The organism is Maribacter aquimarinus (genome assembly GCF_047345505.1).
Classification (GTDB): domain Bacteria; phylum Bacteroidota; class Bacteroidia; order Flavobacteriales; family Flavobacteriaceae; genus Maribacter.
Genome location: NZ_JBLFEO010000007.1, coordinates 1 through 24776 on the forward strand (window position 1 = coordinate 1; position 24776 = coordinate 24776).

Below are 24776 nucleotides of genomic sequence, written 5' to 3' on the forward strand. Positions count from 1 at the left end.
ACAGCTTCAGGTCACCGCTCAACAGGTTCGACACCACAATTGCAAGCTGGAAAGGGTTCAACTACCTATCTTTCATCGTATTGGCACTGAAAAAAATAAAATTGAAAAAGTTTAAATGAGTTCTATTTAAACCTTTTTCCAAATAAAAGTGATTTTTAATTTAAAGACTTAATGAGATAGTACCAGTTTCATCTATTATTTAGCTTGTAATCAATATTCTCAACTAATGTCCAGACCCTCCATTTTAAACAGTCCCGAACGTAAGTTCATCCTTTTGATGGGAGACCTGGAAATGGAATTATTTTTTTGGCCTGCGAAAAAGAAAAATCAGGCATAGCCGCGCCACGGCTTATTTTTATGTTGAAGTAGGGCATAAAAAGAAACCATTTATCGGCTTATTTTCAATTGGAAAATGGTATTAAATCTAATGACGAAATTGATTAAGGAATTGTTCCCGGAGCAACGGAAGGTTTTTCCCTAGCGGCCAAAGGTGCTCCAGGTAAAAGAAAATCCAAAGGTCATGGGGTAGGTGAACCGCGGTGGTTGCCAACGAAGCAGTGAACGCCCCTTGAACTTATACGTACTCTTTGAGAATGCCCACCAAAGTATCGGCATCCTGCTCGCCGCTCTGCCTCCAGACCATTTCCCCTTTTTTGTAGATCATCAACGTGGGCAGGCCCTTTATCCTAAGGGCTTGTGAAAGCTCCTTGTTCTTGTCCACATCTATCTTAATGACCTTGCCCTTGTCTCCCAAGGAAGAGGCCACATCACCGAGCACGGCGTGCATCGCGGTGGACTGATCGTTCCATTCGGCATAGAAACCGAGCAGTACCGGCACATTTAAATCAATGAGTTCACCAAATTTAGACATAGTTATCTGCTTTGAGCCAGGCACCAAATGTAATGAAAAATGTTAAAATAGGTTGATGCCCCTGTGTTTTACAGGATTAGGGTGGGGTTAAAATCATGTTAATTGTGGTTTTTTCAAGGTTATGACGGTAATTTCCGGCCAGATACCCACCCTGCCCGGATATCCCAAAAATCCAAAACCGCGGTTTACGTTGAGGTACTCCCCCTTTTGCTCGTAGATACCGGCCCATTGTTTATAGCGCCATTTTACGGGGCTCCACTTGATCCACCCAGGAATCTCAATGCCAAACTGCATGCCATGGGTGTGCCCACTGAGCGTAAGGTGATAGTGCTGGGCATCTGGCAGCACCTTTTCCTCCCAATGCGAGGGATCATGGCTCATCAATATCTTGAAATCCCCGGGGTCTATCTGGGAGGTGGCCGCCCCAAGATCCCCCACCTTGATAAAACCGCCCTTGCCCCAGTTCTCCACCCCAATGAGCGCGATCCTGTCCCCACCGCGTTCCAGGTACCGGTGTTCATTGAGCAGGAGGTCAAAACCCATATCGGCCTGGATCTGCTTCAACTGTTCCAGATTGGCTTTTTTGGCCTCTAAGGTGTCCCAGGGGATATAATCGCCGTAATCATGGTTGCCCAAAACGGAAAACTTCCCGTCCTTGGCTTCCAAAGTGGCAAAAAGGGCCTTCCAGGGCAGCATTTCCTCGGCCTTGTTGTTCACCATATCGCCCGTAAAAAGAAGCACATCGGCCTTTTGTTCGTTGATCAGGTTCACGGCGTAGGCAATCTTCTCCCTATTGTCAAAACTACCACTGTGCACATCGGAAATCTGCACCAACCGGTACCCGTTAAAAGCGTCTGGCAGGTCCGGAAAAGTAAGCTCATAGGACAGCACCTTGAAGTTGTACTTTCCCCGGTACATGCCGTAGAGCAGGGCCCCAAAGGGAAGGGCCGCCAGACCAAGGCCCAAAAGGCTCAAAAAACGCCTGCGCTCCGGGAGGCTAAATTCCTTGGCATTGCCAAAGAGCTGGGCGTAAAAACCGGACAATAGCCTAAACATGTCCTCGGAAAACAGGAAGACAATGGTAATGACCTTAAAGGTGAGCATGGCCAACAACAGACCAAAGGCATAGCTCTTGGGGCGGCTCAGCACCCGGCCGCCTTCCTCGCCCCAGGTAAATTGGTACATGAAGTTGAGCATCACCGCGGCGGCCACCAGAAGATAGGCGTAATACCACCAGGGTTGGCGCATTACGGTTTTCAGGGCCTGCAGCACGTAGAAGGTCAACCCGGCATATACCATGACAAATACGATCCAACGAAGCATTTCCCTGTTTTTTTTACAAAGGTATTGGATCGCAGGGATCGGGCACCGATTTGCGTTTTATTTAACGTGCTTCACCACCTGGCGTATGGTTTCCGTTTGGGTCACGGCCACCTGATGTTCGGCCAGGTGCTTTTGGGAGTTCATGGAGAGTTTGCCGTCCATGGGCAGCGCATGCCCAAAGGCGGTACCGGACAAATGAATGGCGCTCAACCCCGCCTCCAGGAACATCGTGGCGTTGTCCGGATTTACGCCACCGCCGGCCATGAGCACGCAGCTTTTGGCCCTACGTTGCAACTCCCCTAAAAGCGGGGCCCCTTGGGCCGCGCTCGGTTTTTGGCCAGAGCTCAGAATGGTCTGGACCCCGATCCCCTCCAGCGCCTCAAGTGCCACAACGGGATCGGGCACCCAGTCAAAAGCACGGTGAAACGTAAAATGTAAGGGGCCCGAGGCGTTCACCAAGGCCTGGGTACGGGACACGTTTACCGTGGCATCTGGGTGCAGCACTCCGGACACGATGCCGGCCGCCCCGTTTGCCCTACAGGCCTCGATGTCCTTGAGCATGACCTGAAACTCCCATTCGGTATAGGTAAAATGGGCGCTCCGCGGGCGTACGAGCACATGCACCGGTATGTGCAACTTTTCGGTGACCAAACGGATCAGGCCCAAGGAGGGCGTTACCCCACCAACCCCAAGCTCCGAGCAAAGCTCAATACGGTCTGCGCCCGCCTCTTGGGCATTCAAGGCAGATTCCAACGAATTGGCACAAACTTCCACGATCATATTGTTATCTTTAGTGCCCCAAAAATAAAACAACCCCACAGATGAAAAGAAGAAAGTTCCTTAAAAATTCGGGCACGGCCACGGCCGCCCTGGTGGCCACACCACTGCTATCCTCCTGCGGGGAGGAGACCACTAGGCCACAGCAAGACAAGCCGGCCACTACCGACCAAAAACGCCCCATTGCCATCTGTACCTGGAACTTCATGAACGCCACCGCCAAGGCTTGGGAAGTGCTACAATCCGGTGGCCGGGCCCTGGATGCCGTGGAACACGGCGTCATGGTGGAAGAGAACGATGTAAACAACCAGACCGTGGGCAAGGGCGGCCGGCCGGACCGGGACGGGAACGTGACCCTGGATGCCTGCATCATGGACAAGGACGGCAATTGTGGTGCGGTGCTGGCCTTGCAGAACATTGCCAATCCCATCTCCGTGGCGCGCAAGGTCATGGAAGATACCCCGCACGTGATGCTGGCCGGGGAAGGGGCCGAGAAATTTGCCTATGAAAAAGGCTTTGAAAAGACCGATCTCCTTACCGAGCAGTCCAGAAAAGAATGGTTGGAATGGAAGAAAACATCGGAATACAAGCCCATTATCAACATTGAAAACCACGACACCATTGGCATGCTCGCCATTGACAAGGACGGGGACATTGCCGGGGCCTGCACCACCAGCGGCATGGCCTACAAAATGGCGGGTCGCGTGGGCGATTCGCCCATTATCGGGGCCGGGCTGTTCGTGGACAATGAAGTGGGCGGGGCCACGGCAACCGGCGTTGGCGAGGAAGTGGTGCGCACCGTGGGCAGTTTTTTGATCGTGGAGCTGATGCGGCAGGGCAAAAGTCCGCAAGAGGCCTGTGAAGAGGGCGTAAAGCGCATCATGGCCAAAAATGAGGGCCGGGACGATTTCCAGATCGGCTTCATCGCCATCAACAAAAATGGGGATACGGGCGGTTACTGCATTCAACCAGGTTTTACCTACCGCACCTACTCCGAAGAGGGACACGTGAACCACCCTGCGGAGAGTTATGTTCCCGCATAGCCCTGGGCGCTTGCCGTGTAAGGGTTTTAGCTATATTGGCCTTGAAAAAAGGCGATCATGGCCCAAGGTGCTCCAAAAAACCCGCCCTAAAAAATGGAAAAATATGGGACTTTACCTCTCTTTTTTGGGCACAATGACGGCCCTTCCAGAAAAAAACTTGGCAACTTCCATTCTGTACCGCTACATTCGTACTTCTAACTTTAGACAATGGCAACACAAAAAAGACTCTTCCTCCTAGACGCCTACGCGTTGATCTTTAGAGGGTATTACGCGCTGATAAAAAATCCCAGGATAAACTCCAAGGGGATGGACACCAGTGCCATCATGGGGTTCATGAATTCCCTTTTTGACGTGATCAAACGGGAGCGGCCCGATCACCTTGCCGTTTGTTTTGACAAGGGCGGAAGCTCCGAACGCACGGAACTCTTCCCCGAGTACAAGGCCAACCGGGACGAAACGCCCGATGCCATCCGCATCGCGGTGCCCTACATCCAAGACATTCTAAAGGCCATGCACATCCCCAGCGTGGTACTGGAAGGCTGGGAAGCGGACGACATCATTGGCACCCTGGCCAAACAGGCGGAGAAAGAGGACTACCAGGTATTTATGGTAACGCCCGACAAGGATTTTGGCCAACTGGTGTCCGAAAACATTTTCATGTACCGTCCCGCGCGCATGGGCAACGGCATAGAGATATGGGGCATCCCTGAAGTACAGAAGCGCTTTGGGGTGGAGCGCCCCGAACAGGTCATTGATTACCTGGGGATGATGGGCGATGCCAGCGACAACATTCCCGGCCTGCCGGGCGTTGGGGATAAAACGGCCAAAAAGTTCATTGCCCAGTTTGGGTCCATGGAGGGCCTGCTGGAAAACACGGACCAGCTGAAAGGGAAGATGCGCGAGAAGGTGGAGGCCAACAAGGAACTGGGCCTGCTCTCTAAAAAGTTGGCCACCATCTGTGTGGACTGTGAGGTACAGTTTGATGCCCGGGACTACGAAATATCCGTACCGGACAGCGAGAAGGTGCAGGAAATCTTTGAAGAACTGGAGTTCAGGAGGCTCAAGGACCAGTTCCTTAAAATCTTCTCGGAAGAACAAGGCAACGGCACGGGCCAGGTAAGCGGCACGGAAACCGCCAAAAAAGTGTCGGCCCCAGCGGGAAGCGGCCAATTCTCCCTGTTCGGGGGCAATGGCGAAGCCCCGGCCACCATCAAGGACAGTTCCAGCCGAAAGACCATAAAGGACGTGCCCCATACCTACCAGAGTGTGGCCCCCGGAATGGCCATGCAACTGTTTTTACAAAACCTGATGCAGCAACCAACGGTCTGTTTTGACACCGAAACCACGGGTCTGGACCCCCTCACCGCCGCCCTGGTGGGCATTGCCTTTAGCTGGGAAGCGGGCAAGGGCTACTATGTGCCCTTTCCGGAAGACCGCGACGCGGCCCAAGCGCTAATGGAGCAATTGCGCCCCTTCTTTGAAGCGGAAAGCATAGAGAAAGTGGGGCAAAACCTGAAGTACGATATCAAGGTGCTGCACAAATACGGCATCAAGGTGAAAGGACCCCTGTTTGACACCATGCTGGCCCACTACCTGATCAATCCGGACATGCGCCACAACATGGACGTACTGGCGGAAACCTATTTGAACTACACACCGGTCTCCATTACCGAGCTCATAGGCAAAAAAGGAAAGCACCAATTGTCCATGCGGGACGTGCCCTTGGAAAAAGTAACGGAATACGCCGTGGAAGACGCGGACATTACCTTTCAGCTCGCGCAGCATTTTGCCCCAGAACTGGAGGCCGCCAAAACGGACACCCTGTTCAGGGACATTGAAATTCCGCTGCTGCGGGTGCTGGCAGCCATGGAACTGGAGGGCATCAACCTGGACAAATCCTTCTTGGATTCGCTGTCGGACGACCTTAACAAGGACATTGCCCAATTGGAAAAACAGATCTATGAGGCAGCCGGCGAGGAGTTCAACATTGGATCGCCCAAGCAACTGGGAGAAATCCTCTTCAACAAATTGAAATTGGTGGACAAGCCCAAGAAGACCAAAACCGGGCAGTACAGCACCGCCGAGGACGTGCTCTCCTATCTGGCCAAGGACCACGCCATAGTGCAGCAGGTACTGGACTACCGCGGCCTGTCCAAGCTTAAGAGCACCTATGTGGATGCCCTGCCCCTGCAAGTGGCGGAGCACAGCGGAAGGGTACATACCGATTACATGCAAACGGTGGCCGCCACCGGCCGCCTGAGCAGCAACAACCCCAATTTACAGAACATTCCCATACGTACGGAGCGCGGACGCCAAGTGCGCAAGGCCTTTGTGCCCAGAAGCGAGGATTACGTGCTCATGGCGGCAGACTACTCCCAAATAGAACTGCGCATCATTGCCGCCCTGAGCGAGGAGACCACCATGATCGAGGCCTTTAAGAACGGGGAGGACATTCACGCCTCCACGGCCTCCAAAGTGTTCCAGGTGCCGTTGGAAGAAGTGACGCGGGAACAGCGAAGCAACGCCAAAACGGTGAATTTTGGCATCATTTACGGGGTCAGTGCCTTTGGGCTCAGCAACCAGACCGATCTCTCCCGCACCGAGGCCAAGGAGCTCATAGAGACCTATTATAAAACCTACCCCAAACTGCGCAATTATATGAGCGAGCAAGTGGATTTTGCCCGGGAAAACGGATATGTGCAGACCGTGCTGGGCCGGCGCAGGTACCTCAAGGACATAAACGGCAGCAACCAAGTGGTGCGCGGGGCCGCGGAGCGAAACGCCGTGAACGCGCCCATACAGGGCAGTGCGGCGGACATCATTAAGATAGCCATGATCAACATCCACAAAAAATTGGTGGAGGGCGGCCATCGGTCCAAAATGCTCCTACAAGTGCATGACGAACTGGTTTTTGACATTTACAGACCGGAACTGGAAGCGATGAAGGTGATGATCAAGACCGAAATGGAAAACGCCTATCCCCTGAGCGTACCCCTGGATGTGGAAGTGGGCATAGGGCAAAACTGGCTGGAGGCACATTGAGTTTTTATGGAACAAGATGTGGGCGCTACGCCAATTTGTGCGGATAAGTGAAAAGCTGGAGGCTTATGATGTATTGGTTTGAACAATTGAAAAGTTTTTTAGCATTTAGAAAAGGCTGTGGAATGGTACCGATGGAGAAGCAGGGATAGCTTGCGAAGGGCCGAAGGTGCGGTACGAAGTACAACACATAGAGGCACGGGAGCCCGCGGTGCGCAGCCATTTCCCCGTCCCACCTTTTTTTTTCGTTTTTTGATGAAGGGAAAACGAAACGGGGCCCAGTAAGACCGGGATGGTTGCATCTGTTGCCATTTTTGGCTCCAACATCGCCCACTAGAAACAGTATGGGGCCAAACGTTAAAACGAAAAATGAAAACGGGCGAAAGCTTTTGAAACGAGGAGCGCCCCACAAAAATTGATGCTTATGAAACCACTGCACACGTTAGTGTTGATCTGTTTGATTCTAATGGCCGCCTGCAAGCACGCCACCCAGAGTCCGGTGAACAAAAAGGATACGGAGCTGATGGAACTTTTTGGGTTGATGCAGGGCTCCTTCAATTCGGAGCGGCAGTCCGTGGCAGACAGCACCTACTTTAACATTTCGCTGCACATGTACCCCATCTGGCAGGAGCGCGGAAATTGGCTGTACGTGGAACAGGCCATGCACAATGCCCAGCATCGTCCCTACCGACAGCGCATCTATGAGGTAAAAAGAAATGCGGCGGGCCAGTTGGCCAGTTACATCTACACCCTGCCGGAAGATTCGCTTTGGGTGGGCCAATGGAAGCACCCAAAAGCGTTTGACCGCTTGCTGCCGCAAGACCTTGGCCTGCGCAAGGGGTGCGAGGTCATACTTACCAAAGTGGCCAATGGCACCTTCGCCGGGCAGACCGGCACGGGCAGCTGTGCCAGCAACCTCCGGGGCGCCAGCTACGCCACCTCCGTGGTAAGGATAGACACCAACGGCCTCACTTCCTGGGACCGGGGCTTCAATGCCGCGGGCGAACAGGTCTGGGGAGCGGTAAAGGGGGGCTATGTCTTTGATGCCCTGGAATGAAGGCCCGTTGTTCTTAAAAAAAAAATGAAGCCCAACCGCCCTCCGGGTGTTCCGATGTCTTAAACCCAGATTAAGCAATAGAAATTCCCCGCCTGAAAGGAACGGGCAGGTATTACGGCTGTAAATCCCTGCAAAATCAATCGTTGCACTCACTTTGGCTCACTCACCGTAGCGATGGCTACCCGCCCGTACCGAACGGCACGTTCGGGCGGGCCTGCCCGACTGAGTCATTCAGGCGGGCGCCTCAATCGCAAAAGTCTTGATTTTATTGGGCTTTACACCCTCACTACAAAAGTCTACTGCATAATCTGGGTTAAAAGAGATTTATGAAAGCGGTCTCCGAAGAAAGGGCCCAGACCCATGAAAGGCAAATGCGGTTCTGGACACCCAACCGTGGGGTACCGGGGCCAGGCCACAAAAAGGCCAACAAAACCATAAGTACCCCTGTCCCCAAGGATATGGGGAACATGGTTTCTAAAACGCTTACATTCCGGATTGGCGAAGCCGCGATCCACACCATTCTGAAATCAATATTTCAAATTTTGATGGACTATGGATTGGTTTTGTGAAACAATTATGTTAAGGTTAACCAAATTTTAGGAAATTTATTTTTTATTCCCTTTATTGCACGGGAATTAAACAATCCACTCAATGAAACTAAGAAGATTCTTGACCTTAGCGTTCTTTTTTACGCTGATCTCGCACTTGGGGTTCGCCCAAGAGAAAACCATTACGGGTAATGTAACGGATCAAAACGGCCAGCCCCTGCCGGGTGTTTCCATCGTCATTATGGGCACCACCACGGGAACGCAGACCGATTTTGACGGGAATTATGCCATTACCGCGTCTCCGGGCCAACGCCTGCAATTTAACTACCTAGGCCAGAAGACCACGGAAGTAAGGGTGGGCAGTTCCAACACCATCAATGTAACGATGGAAGAGGATGCCGAAACCCTGGATGAAGTGGTGGTCACCGCCTTTGGTACCAGCACCAAGGAAGCCTTTACCGGGTCGGCCAGTGTGGTGGGCGCCGAAGAACTGGCCCTTAGGAATGTAACCTCCCCCATTGCCGCCCTCGAGGGTAAGGCCACTGGGGTACAGTTTACCACGCAACAGGGCCCAGGATCTTCCCCGGGCATCGTAATTCGCGGGGTGGGAACACTCAATGGATCTACCGATCCCCTGTTCATTGTCGATGGCCAGCAATTTGAGGGCTCCCTGAACACCATTAACCAAGAGGACATTGAATCCCTCACCGTACTGAAGGACGCGGCCTCCACTTCCCTTTACGGGTCAAGGGCGGCCAACGGGGTGGTCATCATCACCACCAAGAGCGGCAGCAAGAGCGGAGGGGTCAGTGTCAATGCCTCCATGCAGTCCGGTCTGGTGTCCGTGGGCATACCCTTCTACCCAGAACTCTCCCCAGGCCAATATTACGAGACCATGTGGGAGGCCCTTAAAAACTCCAGTGCGGGCAACGGCGATCCGGCCTTTGCCTCCGCCAACATCTTCCAGCAACTGGGAGGCTACAACCCCTTTAATGTGCCCAATGACCAGATTGTGGGCACCAACGGCCAGTTGAACCCAGACGCGCAGGTGGTTTGGCAAGCACTGGATTGGTATGACACCCTTTCCCAAACCGGGGTAAGGCAAAACTACAACGTGAACGTTTCCGGAGGGGGTGAGAACTCCAAGGTGTTCTTTTCGGCCTCTTACTTGGATGAAGAAAGCTACACGATCCGATCGGATTATAATCGTCTCACATCACGACTTAACGGCGAATTTGACGTAAATGACAAAATGACGATGGGAGGTGGTGCCTATATCACGCTTGAGGAAGCTCGGGCGCCCAGCAGCGCTGGTACCGGCAGCATCGTGAACCCTTTTGGTTTCGCCAAGAATGTGGGCTCCATCTACCCCGTGTACATCAATGACCGCCAAGGTAATCTGGCACGGGACGTTTTTGGGAATTTGATTTTTGACAGTGGGGAAGGCTTCCCCGACTTTGGAATCGGCTCCAGACCCATTAGCCAAGGCCGCCACGCCTTGCAAGAACTATTCCTGAACGATGAACGTGTCCTCACCAATAACTATGGTTTCCGGTTTTTTGCAGACTACGAGTTTTTCGATGGACTTAGCCTAAGGGTAAACTATGGTAGGGACATCCAGGACCGCATTGTAAAAGAGTATGAAAATGCCGTGATCGGCGATGCCCAGCCCGACGGCCGTTATGGAGAAGACCGGTGGAGGAGACAAGTAGAGAATTTCAATCAGATTCTAAACTACAACAAAAGTTTCAACAACATCCATAACGTGGATATCATCGTGGGCCACGAAAGCACCAACCGTACCTTTAGCTCCAACGGGGGGCTGGCCACGGTACAAGCGGCCAACGGCATCTTTGAATTCGCCAATTTTTCCAATATCGTTTCCTTGGAAGGTTCTTCCACGCGCTATGCCCTTGAAGGCTACTTCACGAGATTGGACTATAATTTCAAGAACAAATACTACATCACCGGTTCTGCCAGAAGGGACGGATCCTCCGTGTTCGATCGGGATACGCGTTGGGGAACCTTTTACTCGGTGGGTGCCTCTTGGCGCATAGACCAGGAATCCTTTATGGACAACGTAAACTTCGTGAACAGCCTTAAACTACGGGGGTCTTATGGGGAAGTCGGAAACGATCAGTTGGGCGACTTCTTTTTATCCCAGCCCCGCTTTTCCATTACCTCCAATGCCGCTGCCCCGGCCATTATCTATTCGGATATAGGGAACTCAGATCTGCAGTGGGAGACTATAGAGAACTTTGGCGTTGCCTTGGAGTTCAGCCTGTTCAATAATATTTTGGATGGCACCGTGGAGTATTATACCAGAAACTCATCGGACCTGTTGTATGAACTGCCCTTGGCCCCCAGTAACGGGTTGAACATTGTGCCCACCAACATTGGTGACATGACCAATTCCGGTTGGGAAATGTCCTTGACCACCCACCTATTTAGAAGACCGGATTTCCGGTGGAACGTGACCCTACAGGCCTCCACCTTTAATAATGAGATCACCAGCTTGCCCGCCCCTTTCATAGACGGACAGCAACGCTGGCAAGCGGGACGTTCCAGGTTCGACTTCTTTATCTTGAGAACCGCCGGGGTAGATCCCGCCACAGGGGACCAGCTCTTTTTGCAATATGAACTGGATGATGACGGCAACAGTGTGCCCGTCTTGGATGCCAATGGCGAAATTGCCACCACCAACGACTGGCAGGCCACGGAAAGGGCCTATACCGGCGATACGTCCATACCAGACCTCATTGGTTCGGTTCAGAACAGCATAGGCTATAAGGGCTTCTCGCTGGACTTCCTGATCAACTATGGTCTGGGGGGCAAAAATCTGGACTTTGGCTATGCCGCCATGATGCACAGTGGCAATTATGGCAGTTCCTTGCACCCGGACATCCTGAACGCTTGGAGGCAGCCCGGAGACATTACCAATGTGCCCCGAATGGAGAACGGAAACCCCAACTTGGTCAGGACCGCTTCGGAACGATTTTTGACGGATGCGTCTTTCTGGGTGCTCAGAAACTTAAATCTTGGGTACAGTTTTGACAGCAGGCTCACCGAGCCCTTGGGCTTGGACAACCTGAGACTCTCGGTCATCGGGGAAAACCTCTATACCAAAACGGCCCGAACAGGACTGAATCCGCAGTTTGAATTGGACGGCACACCCAGTGGAAACGATTTTGGCCCGCCAAGAATTCTTTCCATTGGCCTGAACGTAGCATTTTAATCAATTTAAAATACACAGAAGATGTTAAGAACTATAAAATACACCTTACTGGCAATAGTAGCTATTACAGTAATGTCCTGCGAAGAAGAATTCCTGGACACCAAGCCAACGGACGCCATCTCGGCCGCGGATGCCCTGGCCAACGAAAACAACATGCAGTTGGTGCTGAACGGGCTGCACCGCGGTCTGTACTCCCAATCCCAGACCATTTTCCCTGGTGGCAGCACGCAAAGGGCCGGAAACCATTATTGGGTTCCTTTGGGAGACAACCTTACCGGGGGAATCATCCATTCTGCCAACGCCAACAACCTGGGCTGGAGAACCGAGATGCAGTGGAATTCACATACTTTGAACACCTCTTTGACCACGGAGCTTCTTTGGTACCACCGTTATAACATCATTGCGGGGTCCAACTTGCTGATCAACAGGATTGCCGAAGGGGATTTGGCCGCATCGCCAAAACTGAACGAGATTTTAGGTCAGGCCCATACGTACCGCGCATATGCCTATCTTTCCTTGGTGCAGCACTACGCCCGGGGCTACCTCATTGGCAACCCGGCTTCAGATCCCGGAGTACCCCTTTTGTTCTCCTCTGAATCCCCTTTTACCAGTGAACCCCGATCTACCGTTCAGGAGATCTATGACCAAATTTTCATTGATCTAAATGCAGCGATCGCCGCTTTTGAAAACGCCAGCGCCAGACCGGGGGGCACCGCCGGAAAGTCGCAGTTGAACATTGACGTGGCCTATGGCCTCTTGGCCAGGGCCGCACTCTCCACAGGCGATTGGCAGACTGCCGCCGATGCCGCGGTGATGGCCAGACAGGACTACCCGATCATGGGAGAGGAAGATTGGAAAGCAGGCTTTAACACCAATGACCTCCCGGAAGTGATCTGGGGCAGCAATGTCATCGCTGCGGAGACCACTTTTTTCCGCTCCTATTTTTACTTGGCCAGCAACACCTTTAACGGCAGCCAGATCAGGAATAACCCAAAAATTGCCGACAGGAGGTTGGTGGATGCCATTCCGGACACGGATTACCGCAAGGATGTGTTCATTATAGACGCCCCAAACACCAACTCTTCCGCAGCCAACGGCCAAGGAGGGTTTGGCAACGACCCCAATTATACGGACGAGGCTGCCTTTAATGCCAGAAGGGCAGAGATAAACGCCACCTACGGCATTACCAACCGCTTTAACCAACATCCCTACATGCACTTTAAGCTCAAGAACAAAAACCCAGGCTCCATTGATCCGGATGACGTTATTTACATGCGCTCTTCCGAGATGTACCTCATTGAGGCGGAAGCCAAGGCAATGATGGGCGATATTGCCGGGGCACAAGATGCACTTAGGCCCTTGGGGGAAGAACGTGACAGCGCCTATGATGTTACTGCCTTCAATACCCAAGAATCCTTGATGGAGCACATTAAGTTCCAGCGTCGCCTGGAGCTTTGGGGCGAAGGCTTCGGATACACGGACCACATCCGTTGGGACGAAGGCATCGACCATGCCGCGAATGGCGGCTCTGGGGCCTCGGAAGTACTCTATCAAGAGGCCTACCAAGTGGACAGGCCTTCCATTAATGACGATTGGATCTTTAAGATTCCGTTGGCGGAAATTGATGCCAACCCGAACATATCGCCCTCCGACCAAAATTAAGGCCAGGAGGTCGCCATAAATTCCCAAAACGACCTGTCCATATCATGGTAACAGTTAAAAAGCCGCCCGATGGCCATCGGGCGGCTTTTTTTATGCCCCGGCCTGCCGGTGCTGGACCAGCCCTACGGTGGGGCATGCCCCCTTATACCAGTTCTTGTTTGAAATGCAGCCATAGAAATGGAATTGTTTTTTTAGTCTGCGAAAAAGAAAAATCAGGCATGGCCGAGCTAAGGCCTATTTTTATGTTGAAGTAGGGCGTAAAAAGAAACCATTTATCGGCATATTTTCAATTGGGGAATGGTATTACTCCTCGTAATTGGCCCCGATGGCATCGAGCACCTCTAGAAAGATGTGGAACTTGGACGTGTCCAACCCGCGCACCGCCCGTTTCCTCAGGGCCACGGCATGGGGGGCCACCGCTGCGATGACCTCATTGCCCGCTGGGGTCAACTCCAGTTTAAAGCGCTTTTTGTCGCCCTTGAAGCGTTTCTTCTTGATCCAACCCTTCCGTTCCAACCCACCAATGACCCGGGAGGTGGTGGCGCGGTTCCGGAAATTGGACCGTACAATGGCCGCTTGGGAGGCCTCCGCTCCCAATTGGTGAATGCGGTAGAGCACCACCCATTGTTCAATGGTCAGTTCCAGGCCCAGTTCCCGAAAGGTGCGCAGATAGGCATCCTGCACCTTGCGCAGCACCAGGTCCAGGTGCAACCCAATGCCCGAGATGTGATCGATCTGATTCAACATTTGCCCTTGTTTGTCGGTTGTAAGAAAATATGGAGCGCAAACCACCGGGGCAAAGGTGGTTCTGCCCGGACGAACATTCAGTTTTAACGAAAATTTATCGCCCCAAAACCAAATCCCCCGCAAAAATACTTATTTTTGTTGCATTAACAACAATAAAGTTTTCCATCATCCTAAATCCCAAGAAATATGTCAACGACCACCCTACCCAAATTGCACGAGAAGGCCAAGGACTTCATGCCCATAAACGGCACCGATTACATTGAGCTTTATGTGGGCAACTCCAAACAGGCCGCGCATTTCTACAAATCTGCCTTTGGCTTTCAGTCCTACGCCTACGCCGGCCTCCAAACCGGGCTCAAGGACCGGGAAAGCTATGTGGTGGTACAGGACAAGATCCGTCTGGTGCTCACCTCGCCCCTAAAGAGCGGAACGGAAATAGGCCAGCACATAGACCGCCACGGAGACGGGGTAAAAGTGGTGGCCCTCTGGGTGGACGATGCCACCAAGGCCTACGAAACGGCGATGGAAAAAGGGGCCAAATCCTATATGGAGCCCGTGACCGAAGAAGATGGGGCGGGCAAGGTGGTGCGCGCCGGCATACACACCTACGGTGAAACGGTGCACGTTTTTGTGGAACGCAAAGACTACAAGGGCACTTTTCTGCCCGGCTACACCAAATGGGAGACCCCGGATTACAACCCGGCGCCCACCGGACTCAAATACGTGGACCATATGGTGGGCAACGTAGGGTGGGACCGGATGAACCACTGGGTGCAATTCTACGAAAACGTAATGGGCTTTGTGAACATCCTGTCCTTTGACGACAAGGACATCTCCACCGAGTACACGGCCTTGATGAGCAAGGTGATGAGCAACGGCAACGGCCGGATCAAGTTCCCCATAAACGAGCCCGCCGAGGGGGCAAAAAAATCTCAGGTGGAAGAGTACCTGGATTTTTACGAAGGCGAAGGGGTACAGCACATTGCCGTGGCCACGGACGACATCATTAAAACCGTGCGCGAGCTGCGAAGCAGGGGCATTGAGTTTTTGAGCATTCCGGATGCCTATTATGATGCGGTGACCGATCGCGTAGGAAAAATTGATGAGGACATTGCCCCCTTGAAAGAACTGGGCATCTTGGTAGATCGCGATGATGAGGGCTACCTCTTGCAGATCTTTACCCGCCCCATTGAACCCAGGCCCACCATGTTCTTTGAAATTATTCAGAGAAAGGGCGCACAGTCCTTTGGAAAAGGTAACTTTAAGGCGCTCTTTGAAGCCATTGAACTGGAACAACAGAAAAGGGGAACCTTACATTGAGCTTGGTTGGGAGTGATGCCCGCCGCCTTGATAAGGTCACGGCACAGCTGCCCCCATAACATTTAACACATTGAAAGAACATGCCCATCTATCACAAACTTGGTCGGTTTCCACAAAAACGGCACACCCAATTCCGTAAGCCGGACGGCAACCTCTATTACGAGCAGTTGTTCGGCACCATAGGCTTTGACGGGATGTCTTCCCTGCTCTACCACGTGCACCGGCCCACCCAGGTAAAAGAGATCGCCACCGCGATGGACGTGCGCCCAAAAATTGCCGAGGCCAAGCACATAAAGTCCAGAAAGCTCAAGGGCTTTGAAGTGGCGCCCAAGGACGACTTCCTGGAAGCCAGGGAACCCATGATGGTGAACAACGATGTGCACATTGGCCTGGCGGCACCCAAAAAATCGACCACCTCCTATTTTTACAAAAATGCCGATGCCGATGAGATGCTCTTTATCCACAGGGGCACCGGCACCCTGCGCACTTTTCTGGGCAACATCCCCTTTGAGTACGGAGACTACCTCATTGTTCCCAGGGGCATGATCTACCAAATGGAGTTTGACACCGAGGACAACCGCATCCTCTATGCCGAATCCTTTCACCCCATATACACCCCCAAGCGCTACCGCAATTGGTTTGGGCAGTTGTTGGAACATTCGCCATTCTGTGAGCGCGACTATAAACTGCCGCAAGACCTGGAGACCCATGACCAAATAGGGGAGTTTACCATAAAAATAAAAAAACAGGGCATGCTGCACCACTTGGTCTATGCCACCCACCCTTTTGATGTGGTGGGCTGGGACGGCTACAATTATCCCTATGGGTTCTCCATACACAACTTTGAGCCCATTACGGGCCGGGTGCACCAACCGCCCCCGGTGCACCAAACCTTTGAGACCAGCGCCTTTGTCATCTGCTCTTTCTGCCCCAGGTTATATGACTACCACCCCAAATCCATCCCGGCACCCTACAACCACAGCAACATAGATTCCGATGAGATGCTGTACTATGTGGATGGGGATTTCATGAGCAGAACGGGCATAGGGCCAGGGTACATCTCCCTGCACCCGGCGGGCATTCCGCACGGGCCGCATCCCGGCACCTACGAGGCCAGCATAGGCAAGACCAAGACGGAGGAACTCGCCGTCATGATCGATACCTTTAAACCGCTTCAACTTACGGAAAACGCCTTGAAAATTGACGATGGCACCTACCATACCTCTTGGCTGGAAAAGCCAAAAAATCCGTAGTCAATAGATTGGCGGTGCCCTTTTTTCCACCTTCAAAATTCAATTCAACAAAAAAATGAAGACGGGTGGCCTTACCCCTACCCACCTCTTAAAAACCCAAATGCATGATCATTGATATCCCCGAGCAGTCCGATTTCTCCATTCACAACCTGCCCTTTGGCATTTTTTCTTCCCAAGGGAGGGCCCCCAGGGCGGGCATTGCCGTGGGCGAGCACATCCTGGACTTGGCGGCCCTGGCCGAGCTGGACGTCTTTGCCTTCAATACCGCCGTACTGGAAAAAGATACACTGAACGACTTTATTGCCCTGGGAAAGGAGATCACCACCAAGGTACGCACCGATGTGCAGCAGTGGCTACAGGACAACAACTCCGTGCTTGCCGGAAACCCGCAGCTCTTCGTGACCCAAAAGGAGGCCCGGATGCACCTGCCGGTGAGCATTGGCGACTATACCGATTTCTATTCCAGCATGGAGCATGCCACCAACGTGGGCAAGATGTTCCGGGACCCCGAAAATGCCCTGCTGCCCAATTGGAAGCACATTCCCGTGGGCTACCACGGGCGGGCCAGCTCCATTGTGGTGAGCGGAACTCCGTTTCACCGGCCCAAGGGACAGACCTTGCCCAACGGGGCCGATCAACCGGTATTTGGCCCCAGCCAAAGATTGGACTTTGAACTGGAAATGGGCTTTATCACCGGAAAGGCAAACCCCCTGGGGAGCAGCATTGACACGGACCATGCAGAGGAGCACATCTTTGGGATGGTTTTGTTGAACGATTGGTCTGCCCGGGACATACAGAAATGGGAATATGTGCCCTTGGGCCCGTTCTTGGCGAAAAATTTCGTCTCCCACATCTCGCCCTGGATCGTGACCTTGGAAGCCCTGGAACCCTTCAGGACCCAAGGGCCGGAACAAGACCCGGAGGTACTTCCCTACCTGCGGTACCAAGGCGCCAGGAATTATGACATTGCGCTGGAAGTGGGCATTGCCCCGGACGGCGCCGCCGAGACCACGGTGTGCCGCTCCAATTTTAAGTTCATGTACTGGAACATGGCCCAACAGCTGGCCCACCACAGCGTAAACGGCTGCAACGTACAGATTGGCGACCTCTACGGCTCCGGCACCATTTCCGGAAAGGAAGCCGATTCCTATGGCTCCATGCTGGAACTGGCCTGGATGGGCACCAAGCCCCTGACCATGGCAGACGGCAGCCAACGCAAGTTCATTGCGGACGGGGATACGGTGACCCTTCGCGGCTTTGCCCAAAAAGAGGGAAAACGCGTGGGTTTCGGGGAAGCATCGGCAAAAGTCCTTCCGGCCCAACCTTGAACGGCAAACCCCTTACACGCCTAACCAAGCATCATTAACCCAATAGAAACCCGAACCCGTGACAAAGACCCTAGACCCGGCCCAGCTCCCGCAGCCCCAACTGCACAGCATCTTGCTCACCGCCGTGGCGCCCAGGCCCATTTGCTTTGCCAGCACCATGGATGCCCAGGGCCGTGTGAACCTGAGCCCCTTCAGCTATTTCAACGTCTTTAGTTCCAATCCGCCCATTTTGGTGTTCTCTCCCGCCCGTAGCGGACGCGACAATAGCCTGAAGCACTCCCACGAAAATGTAAAGGAAGTACCGGAGGTGGTGATCAATGTGGTGAACCACCCCATCGTGGAACAGATGTCCTTGGCCAGCACGGCCTACGCCAAGGGGGTGAACGAATTTGTGAAAGCGGGCTTTACCGAGGTCAAGAGCGACCTGGTGGGCCCTCCCCGGGTGGGCGAGGCCCCTGTGGCCTTTGAATGTAAGGTAACAGACATCATTGAACTGGCCCATACGCCGGGAGCCGGAAACCTTATTCTGTGCGAAGTGCTCCGCATACACATCAACGAGCGGTACATGACCCACAATGCCCTGGACACCCAAAAACTGGACCTGGTGGGCCGTATGGGCGGCAGCTGGTACACGCGCTCCAGCGGCACCTCCCTTTTTGAGATCCCCAAACCCATTAAAAACCTCGGGGTTGGCGTGGATGCCCTGCCAAAATCGGTACGGGAGAGCACCGTGCTCACCGGGAACAACCTGGGGCGCCTGGGCAACCTGGAGGCCCTGCCCACTCCTGAAGCCGTGGCCCAAACGGCCCAGCGGGAAGACGTCAAGGCCAGACTGGAAAACGGCATGGCCAAAGGTACCGATGTGCAAACGGAGCTGCACCTATTGGCCCAGCAACGGCTGGAAGAGGGAGACACCGAACTGGCCATGGCCATCTTAATGTACAGCAACACCTTACAGAAATGAAGGATATCAAAAGCATATTCAAACCCTATCTACAGCCCAGGGAGGTCTATAAAGGTGGAAAAAACATACCTTCCGGCACCACCAAAATCCATAAACTGTCCAGCAACGAAAACCCCTTGGGCACTTCCCCCAAGGCCATTGCGGCACTGAAAAAGGCAGCGGACCAGCTGCACTTCTACCCCGACCAGACCGATGTTAGGCTGCGGGAGGCCCTGGTGGCCGATTTCAATGCTGAACTTACGGCCGATCAGTTCCTTTGCGGCAACAGCGGGTCCGAAATCTTGGACATGCTGCTACGGGCCTTTGTGAAGGAGGGCGATGAGGTCATTTACTCCAACCCCTGTTTTTTGCCCTATTCCGTTTTTTCAAGATGGTACGGGGCCACCCCGGTGGACGTGCCCCTGACCGCCCCGGACTACGAGCTGGATGTGGCGGGGATTTTAAATGCCATTGGACCCAAAACAAAGATCGTTTTTCTCACCAGTCCCAACAACCCCACGGGAACGTACATCCCCAAAGCGGTGCTGGATGCCTTTTTTGAAAAGGTGCCCAAGAACGTGCTGGTGGTCTTTGATGAGGTGTACCGGCATTTTGCCGATGCCGAGGACTATGTGGCCGCCCTACCCTATGTGCAAAAGGGATATCCCGTGGTGGCCGTGAACAGCTTTTCCAAAACCTATGGTTTGGCCGGCCAACGCATTGGCTACTGCTACACCACTGGGGTCATTGCCCAATATTTAAGGCAGATACAGAAACCCTTCCTCTTGCCCCTGACCTCCCTGGAAGCGGGCATAGGGGCGCTGGCCGACACGGACTTTGTGGCCCGGACGGTGCGCACCGTGCACAGTGGCAGGTCATTTTTGGAAAAGGCCTTTGCCCGTTTGGACATTACCTATTGGCCCACCCAGGGAAATTTTTTCATCATTGACCCGCCCCTGCCGGAACTGGAATTCACCGATGCCCTGATGGAGCACGGCGTCATGGTGCGCCCCGTCTCCCAATTTGGCGCACCGGGCAAGGTGCGCATTAGCATTGGTACGGAAGCCGCCAACACCGCCTTGGTCAGGGCCCTGGAAAAGATGTTGCACCATGGCGCCACCCCCTGATAACGGGCTCCCCACAAAGGCGGTTTGCCCATTTAACAAAAAGAGGTATAGAGGTCAGTAGATAGTTACCTATTTTAAATCGAGTTGATAGCCTAAATGTCAGGCTGAGCGCCCGCCTGAATGGTAGTCGAGGCAGGCAGTCGAAGTCTTCCTTGGCTGGCAAATGGTTCTCTCCCGAAATTTCGGGAGCGCTCGAACCGACAATGGTAAAAATTATTAACCGTATTATAATCAAATAATTACCTTGTTTGATGGATAAGTATTTATCTACTGACCTCTAAAGAGGTAATTAGAAATCCAGAGGCTGATCGGAATGCCAAGCAGGGATTGCACCGCAGGGGTGTTTCGCAGATGGATGGACAATAAAAAAAGTCCGCCGTTTGGGCGGACTTCAGTTTTTAGAGCAAAAATGAAAGGAGTGCTACTGTCTGGTAAAGACCAGTTCACCGGCTTCATCAAACTCATCAATTTCCAGGTCGGCGGCATTGATGCGCATCTCCGCCCCGTCAATGTTCACCCTGGTACTGATGGTCTCACCGTTCTCATCCAAAATGCTCAACACACTTCCATCAAAGGTATAGGTGCTGTTCTCCACATCAGATTCCGTGGGACAAGGCACATCCAAGCCTGTGGCAGTGGCATTGATTTCCAGATAGGCGCCAGAACTTCTGGCCACCACAGTACCATCTTCATTGAACTGTAGGTTTATGATGTAACAATCCCGCGACGCCAAATTTCTGATGATCTGCTGGCCAAACCGGGCGTCGTCACTGGCATCGAATCCATTGAGGGCAAAATCCGTGACCACCCAAGTGCCCACAATGGCATTGGTGTCCGTTTCATTCTCCCCATCCGTGCTGCATGAGGCAAACGTGAGCATTCCCAAGCTTAGGATAACTATTAATTTTCGCATAAGGCTGTTTTAATGGGTTTTGGATGTAAACGTCAAAAAAGGACATTTATTACAATTCCGTCACCGTGCACCCCTGGCAAGCGCCGCACAGCACACCAGGGGCCCGGCCACCCGAAGCCAAAAAAAAACCAACTTGGCCCCATGGAGACCAGAAACTAGGAAACGGGGCATGGCCCACAAAAGCCCCTTTGGCAGGCACCCCGCCCCACCCCTGTTCCAAAGGGCAAAAATTGAAAATATTAAGAAACAGGCGTTTGTAATTAAACATTATAATTGTACATTTGCAGCCCCTTTGCGGGGAACGATAGATTAACAGCAAAAAATAAGCAGTAGTGGATACATTGAGTTATAAGACTGTTTCGGCCAACAAAGCCTCCGTGAACAAGGAATGGCTTTTGGTAAATGCGGAGGGCGAGACCCTGGGACGCATGGCTTCCAAAGTGGCCAAATTATTAAGGGGCAAGCACAAGCCCAATTTTACCCCGCACGTGGACTGTGGTGACAATGTGGTGGTCATCAATGCCGAAAAAATAGTGCTCACGGGCAACAAATGGTCGGACAAGGAGTATCTTCGCTACACGGGCTATCCCGGCGGCCAACGTTCCACCTCGGTGAAGGAGCTCTTGGAGAAGAAGCCCGAGGCCATTGTGGAGCGCGCCATAAAAGGCATGCTGCCCAAGAACAGATTGGGGGCCGACCTTTTCAGAAACCTTAAAGTGTACGCCGGGCCCGATCACGGACAGGAAGCACAAAAGCCCAAGGCCATTAACCTAAAAGACCTGAAATAAGATGGAAACGATTCATAAAATTGGTAGGAGAAAAACTGCAGTTGCCCGTGTTTATGTCACTACTGGCACCGGCAACATCACCATAAACAACAAAAAACTGGCCGAGTACTTTCCAACGGCCACGTTGCAGTACAAAGTGAACCAGCCGTTCACCCTAACGGACAACGATACCAATTTTGATGTGAATGCCAAAGTGTACGGCGGCGGCATCACAGGTCAGGCAGAGGCCATTAGACTGGCCCTTTCCCGTGCCTTGGTGGAAGTGGATGCAGAGCACCGCAGCACACTGAAACCAGAGGGCCTGCTCACCAGGGACCCCCGTATGGTGGAACGCAAGAAATACGGACAAAAGAAAGCCCGTAAGAAATTCCAGTTCTCCAAACGTTAAAACAGACATCCGGGGCATTCCCTATGCCGAATGCCCTTTATTTTTTCTAACCAAGTTCCTTGAAAGCCCCATTCAAAAAGGGCACTTAAAAAACCTTTCTGCCCACCAATGGGCGTAAAAAGGTTGCCTTGGGAGTCCATCCCGGGGCAAATTAGTTTAGCATCTAAATGATGGAGGCCACGGGCCATGCCCGCTACCACTTCAGCATTGCTATTTCAAAAGAACGTAAACTAAATTTAAAATGGCGAAAGTCGAAGTAAAACAATTATTGGAAGCAGGTGTGCATTTTGGCCACCTTACAAGGAAATGGAATCCGAACATGGCGCCCTACATCTACATGGAGCGCAACGGGATTCACGTCATCAACCTTTACAAAACCGTCGCAAAGATGGAAGAGGCCAACGAGGCCTTGAAAAAAATTGCCGCCTCTGGCCGTAAGATCCTCTTTGTGGCCACCAAAAAACAGGCAAAGGACATTGTGGCCGAAAAAGCGTCCAGTGTAAACATGCCCTATATCACCGAGCGCTGGCCAGGAGGCATGCTCACCAACTTTGTCACCATTAGAAGGGCTGTTAAGAAAATGGCGTCCATTGACCGAATGAAGAAGGACGGCACCTTTTTGACCCTTTCCAAAAAAGAACGCCTGCAGGTAGATCGCCTTAGGGCCAAATTGGAAAAGAACCTAGGTTCCATTTCTGAAATGAGCCGCCTTCCCGGAGCACTCTTCATTGTGGACACGATGCGCGAGCACATTGCCGTGAAAGAGGCCCAAAAATTGAACATCCCCATTTTTGCGATGGTCGATACCAATTCGGATCCCAGGGACGTGGATTTCCTCATCCCCTCCAATGACGATGCCTCCAAATCCATAGACATCATCATGAGCCAAGTGGCCGCGGCCGTTGCCGAAGGGCTAAGCGAGCGCAAAGCGGAGAAGCAAGGCGAGAAGGAAGGACAAGAGGAAGCACCACAGGCAGCGGAAAAAGAGGCAACGAAAGCTCCGGAACCCACTCCTGAAACCGTTGAAACAAAAGCCCCTCCCGTAGTGGCCAAGACCACGGAGAACGAAGTAAAGGTGGAAGCGGTCAAGGAAGCTGTGGCCGAAGCGCCCAAAAGCGAAGAGGCCCCAGCCCCCAAGACCAAGACCAAGAAAAAAGCGTCTGCCGGAGACGACCTGACCAAGATCGAAGGTGTGGGACCCAAAGCCGCCGAGGCCTTGTCCGCCGCCGGACTGGACACCTTTGCCAAGGTGGCCGAGGCCGAGGCCGACAAGATGAAGGAAATCCTGACCGAAGCCAGCTCCCGAATGGCGCATTTGGACCCCACCTCGTGGGCCAAGCAAGCCAAAATGGCCGCCGATGGAAAATGGGAGGAGCTAAAAGAGTGGCAAGACAGCGTTAAGGGAGGTGTGGAATAAGACGCACTGGAAAGAAGTAAACACAAGCTATAAAGGTTCGCCACGGGCGACATAAAATATTGTAATTATGGCAAAGATATCAGCCGCAGAAGTAAACAAGTTAAGGAAGACCACCGGTGCAGGAATGATGGACTGCAAAAAAGCCTTGGTGGAAGCCGAAGGTGATTTTGACAAAGCAATAGAAATACTGCGCAAAAAAGGACAGAAAGTGGCCGCCAAAAGGGCAGACAGGGATTCTTCCGAAGGAGCCGCCATTGCCAAAGTGAGCGATGACAATACCCAAGGCGTGATCATCTCCCTGAACTGTGAGACCGATTTTGTGGCCAAGAACGACAGCTTTGTAACCCTGGCCAATGACCTGGCCGCCCTGGCATTGGGCCACGACAGCAAAGAAGCCTTTCTCAACGCCGACTTCAATGGTATGACCGTTCAGGAAAAATTGACCGAACAAACCGGTGTCATTGGGGAAAAAATAGAGATCGGGGGCTTTGAGACCTTGAAGGCGCCCTTTGTGGGCTCTTACATCCATGCAGGAAACAAGATCGCCGTGCTCACGGGCCTTTCAAAGGCCGTGAACGGTGCGGCCGAGGCCGCCAAGGATGTGGCGATGCAGGCGGCAGCGATGAACCCCGTGGCCCTCAACGAGGATGGCGTGGACCAGAGCGTGATCGACAAGGAGATAGAGATCGCCAAGGACCAATTGCGCCAAGAAGGCAAACCCGAGGCCATGTTGGACAATATTGCCAAGGGAAAACTGAAGCGGTTCTTCAAGGACAATACCCTGGTGAACCAAGACTTCATCAAGGACAGCAAACAAAGTGTGGCCCAATATGTTAAATCCGTGGACGCCGATCTAGAGGTCACCGGCTTTAAACGAGTGGCCCTGGGATAAGCAACTTCAAGGAAAAACACACCGAACACCCGTACTTTGTGCGGGTGTTTTTTTTGTGTGAAAACTTTTTTCTGAACCCCGTACGGCAATTATTTGATATAGCCA

Annotated in this window: 19 protein-coding genes and 1 pseudogene; 15 read left to right on the forward strand and 5 right to left on the reverse strand. The window is 52.7% G+C overall.

The features are described 5' to 3' along the window. A pseudogene (locus ACKWCC_RS06650) lies at window positions 1-119 on the forward strand (IS5 family transposase); the annotation flags it as partial. Window positions 120-574: 455 nt separating this feature from the next. On the opposite strand, the gene ACKWCC_RS06655 reads toward ACKWCC_RS06650, so the two are convergent. The 3 genes from ACKWCC_RS06655 to ACKWCC_RS06665 form a co-directional block, all read right to left on the reverse strand. After that, the gene (locus ACKWCC_RS06655) at window positions 575-871 is read right to left on the reverse strand and encodes a thioredoxin family protein (RefSeq protein ID WP_413995132.1); all 297 of its coding nucleotides are present in this window, start codon (window positions 869-871) and stop codon (window positions 575-577) included. Window positions 872-964: 93 nt separating this feature from the next. Next, complete coding sequence (locus ACKWCC_RS06660; protein WP_413995133.1) at window positions 965-2194, reverse strand: metallophosphoesterase; 1230 nt, start codon at window positions 2192-2194, stop codon at window positions 965-967. A 57-nt stretch (window positions 2195-2251) separates the two neighbouring features. Beyond that, entirely contained in the window at window positions 2252-2974 is a 723-nt protein-coding gene (locus ACKWCC_RS06665) for a copper homeostasis protein CutC (protein WP_413995134.1), read from the reverse strand. 41 nt (window positions 2975-3015) lie between these two features. Between ACKWCC_RS06665 and ACKWCC_RS06670 the strand changes: the two genes are divergently transcribed. The 5 genes from ACKWCC_RS06670 to ACKWCC_RS06690 all read left to right on the forward strand — a co-directional run bounded on the left by ACKWCC_RS06670 (window position 3016) and on the right by ACKWCC_RS06690 (window position 13555). Then, complete coding sequence (locus ACKWCC_RS06670) at window positions 3016-4014, forward strand: isoaspartyl peptidase/L-asparaginase family protein (RefSeq protein WP_413995135.1); 999 nt, start codon at window positions 3016-3018, stop codon at window positions 4012-4014. A gap of 207 nt (window positions 4015-4221) precedes the next feature. Next, window positions 4222-7056, forward strand: coding sequence for a DNA polymerase I (gene polA, locus ACKWCC_RS06675; RefSeq protein ID WP_413995136.1), 2835 nt, complete (start codon window positions 4222-4224; stop codon window positions 7054-7056). Between the two features lie 421 nt (window positions 7057-7477). Continuing rightward, window positions 7478-8110: a chromophore lyase CpcT/CpeT gene (locus ACKWCC_RS06680; RefSeq protein ID WP_413995137.1), complete on the forward strand. Its 633-nt coding sequence runs from the start codon at window positions 7478-7480 to the stop codon at window positions 8108-8110. Between the two features lie 651 nt (window positions 8111-8761). Further along, on the forward strand, window positions 8762-11893 hold the full coding sequence (locus ACKWCC_RS06685; protein ID WP_413995138.1) for a SusC/RagA family TonB-linked outer membrane protein: 3132 nt from the start codon (window positions 8762-8764) through the stop codon (window positions 11891-11893). A gap of 21 nt (window positions 11894-11914) precedes the next feature. Further along, the gene (locus ACKWCC_RS06690; protein WP_413995139.1) at window positions 11915-13555 is read left to right on the forward strand and encodes a RagB/SusD family nutrient uptake outer membrane protein; all 1641 of its coding nucleotides are present in this window, start codon (window positions 11915-11917) and stop codon (window positions 13553-13555) included. A 303-nt stretch (window positions 13556-13858) separates the two neighbouring features. Here ACKWCC_RS06690 and ACKWCC_RS06695 read toward each other — a convergent pair whose 3' ends face one another. Continuing rightward, entirely contained in the window at window positions 13859-14302 is a 444-nt protein-coding gene (locus tag ACKWCC_RS06695; protein ID WP_413995140.1) for a MarR family winged helix-turn-helix transcriptional regulator, read from the reverse strand. A gap of 186 nt (window positions 14303-14488) precedes the next feature. Between ACKWCC_RS06695 and hppD the strand changes: the two genes are divergently transcribed. From hppD to ACKWCC_RS06720, 5 genes are all read left to right on the forward strand, one after another. Next, a complete protein-coding gene (gene hppD / locus ACKWCC_RS06700) occupies window positions 14489-15622 on the forward strand; it encodes a 4-hydroxyphenylpyruvate dioxygenase (RefSeq protein WP_413995141.1) in 1134 nt (377 codons plus the stop codon). An 80-nt stretch (window positions 15623-15702) separates the two neighbouring features. Beyond that, entirely contained in the window at window positions 15703-16875 is a 1173-nt protein-coding gene (locus ACKWCC_RS06705) for a homogentisate 1,2-dioxygenase (RefSeq protein ID WP_413995142.1), read from the forward strand. A gap of 104 nt (window positions 16876-16979) precedes the next feature. Beyond that, entirely contained in the window at window positions 16980-18203 is a 1224-nt protein-coding gene (gene fahA / locus ACKWCC_RS06710; protein ID WP_413995143.1) for a fumarylacetoacetase, read from the forward strand. 58 nt (window positions 18204-18261) lie between these two features. Further along, window positions 18262-19167 (forward strand): flavin reductase family protein, encoded by a 906-nt coding sequence (locus tag ACKWCC_RS06715; RefSeq protein WP_413995144.1) that lies wholly within the window; start codon window positions 18262-18264, stop codon window positions 19165-19167. Beyond that, a complete protein-coding gene (locus tag ACKWCC_RS06720; RefSeq protein ID WP_413995145.1) occupies window positions 19164-20273 on the forward strand; it encodes a pyridoxal phosphate-dependent aminotransferase in 1110 nt (369 codons plus the stop codon). Before ACKWCC_RS06715 ends, ACKWCC_RS06720 begins: the two co-directional genes overlap by 4 nt. A gap of 421 nt (window positions 20274-20694) precedes the next feature. Here the strand turns inward: ACKWCC_RS06720 and ACKWCC_RS06725 are convergent, their stop codons facing one another. Next, window positions 20695-21186 carry a hypothetical protein gene (locus tag ACKWCC_RS06725; RefSeq protein ID WP_413995146.1) on the reverse strand — a complete coding sequence of 164 codons (492 nt, stop codon included), beginning with the start codon at window positions 21184-21186 and terminating at the stop codon, window positions 20695-20697. A 332-nt stretch (window positions 21187-21518) separates the two neighbouring features. Between ACKWCC_RS06725 and rplM the strand changes: the two genes are divergently transcribed. From rplM to tsf, 4 genes are all read left to right on the forward strand, one after another. Then, window positions 21519-21974 (forward strand): 50S ribosomal protein L13, encoded by a 456-nt coding sequence (rplM, locus tag ACKWCC_RS06730; RefSeq protein ID WP_413995147.1) that lies wholly within the window; start codon window positions 21519-21521, stop codon window positions 21972-21974. A gap of 1 nt (window position 21975) precedes the next feature. After that, on the forward strand, window positions 21976-22362 hold the full coding sequence (gene rpsI / locus ACKWCC_RS06735; protein WP_413995148.1) for a 30S ribosomal protein S9: 387 nt from the start codon (window positions 21976-21978) through the stop codon (window positions 22360-22362). Window positions 22363-22603: 241 nt separating this feature from the next. Further along, window positions 22604-23779, forward strand: coding sequence for a 30S ribosomal protein S2 (rpsB, locus tag ACKWCC_RS06740; protein WP_413995149.1), 1176 nt, complete (start codon window positions 22604-22606; stop codon window positions 23777-23779). A gap of 67 nt (window positions 23780-23846) precedes the next feature. Next, entirely contained in the window at window positions 23847-24671 is an 825-nt protein-coding gene (gene tsf, locus ACKWCC_RS06745; RefSeq protein WP_413995150.1) for a translation elongation factor Ts, read from the forward strand. Window positions 24672-24776: the final 105 nt, after the last annotated feature.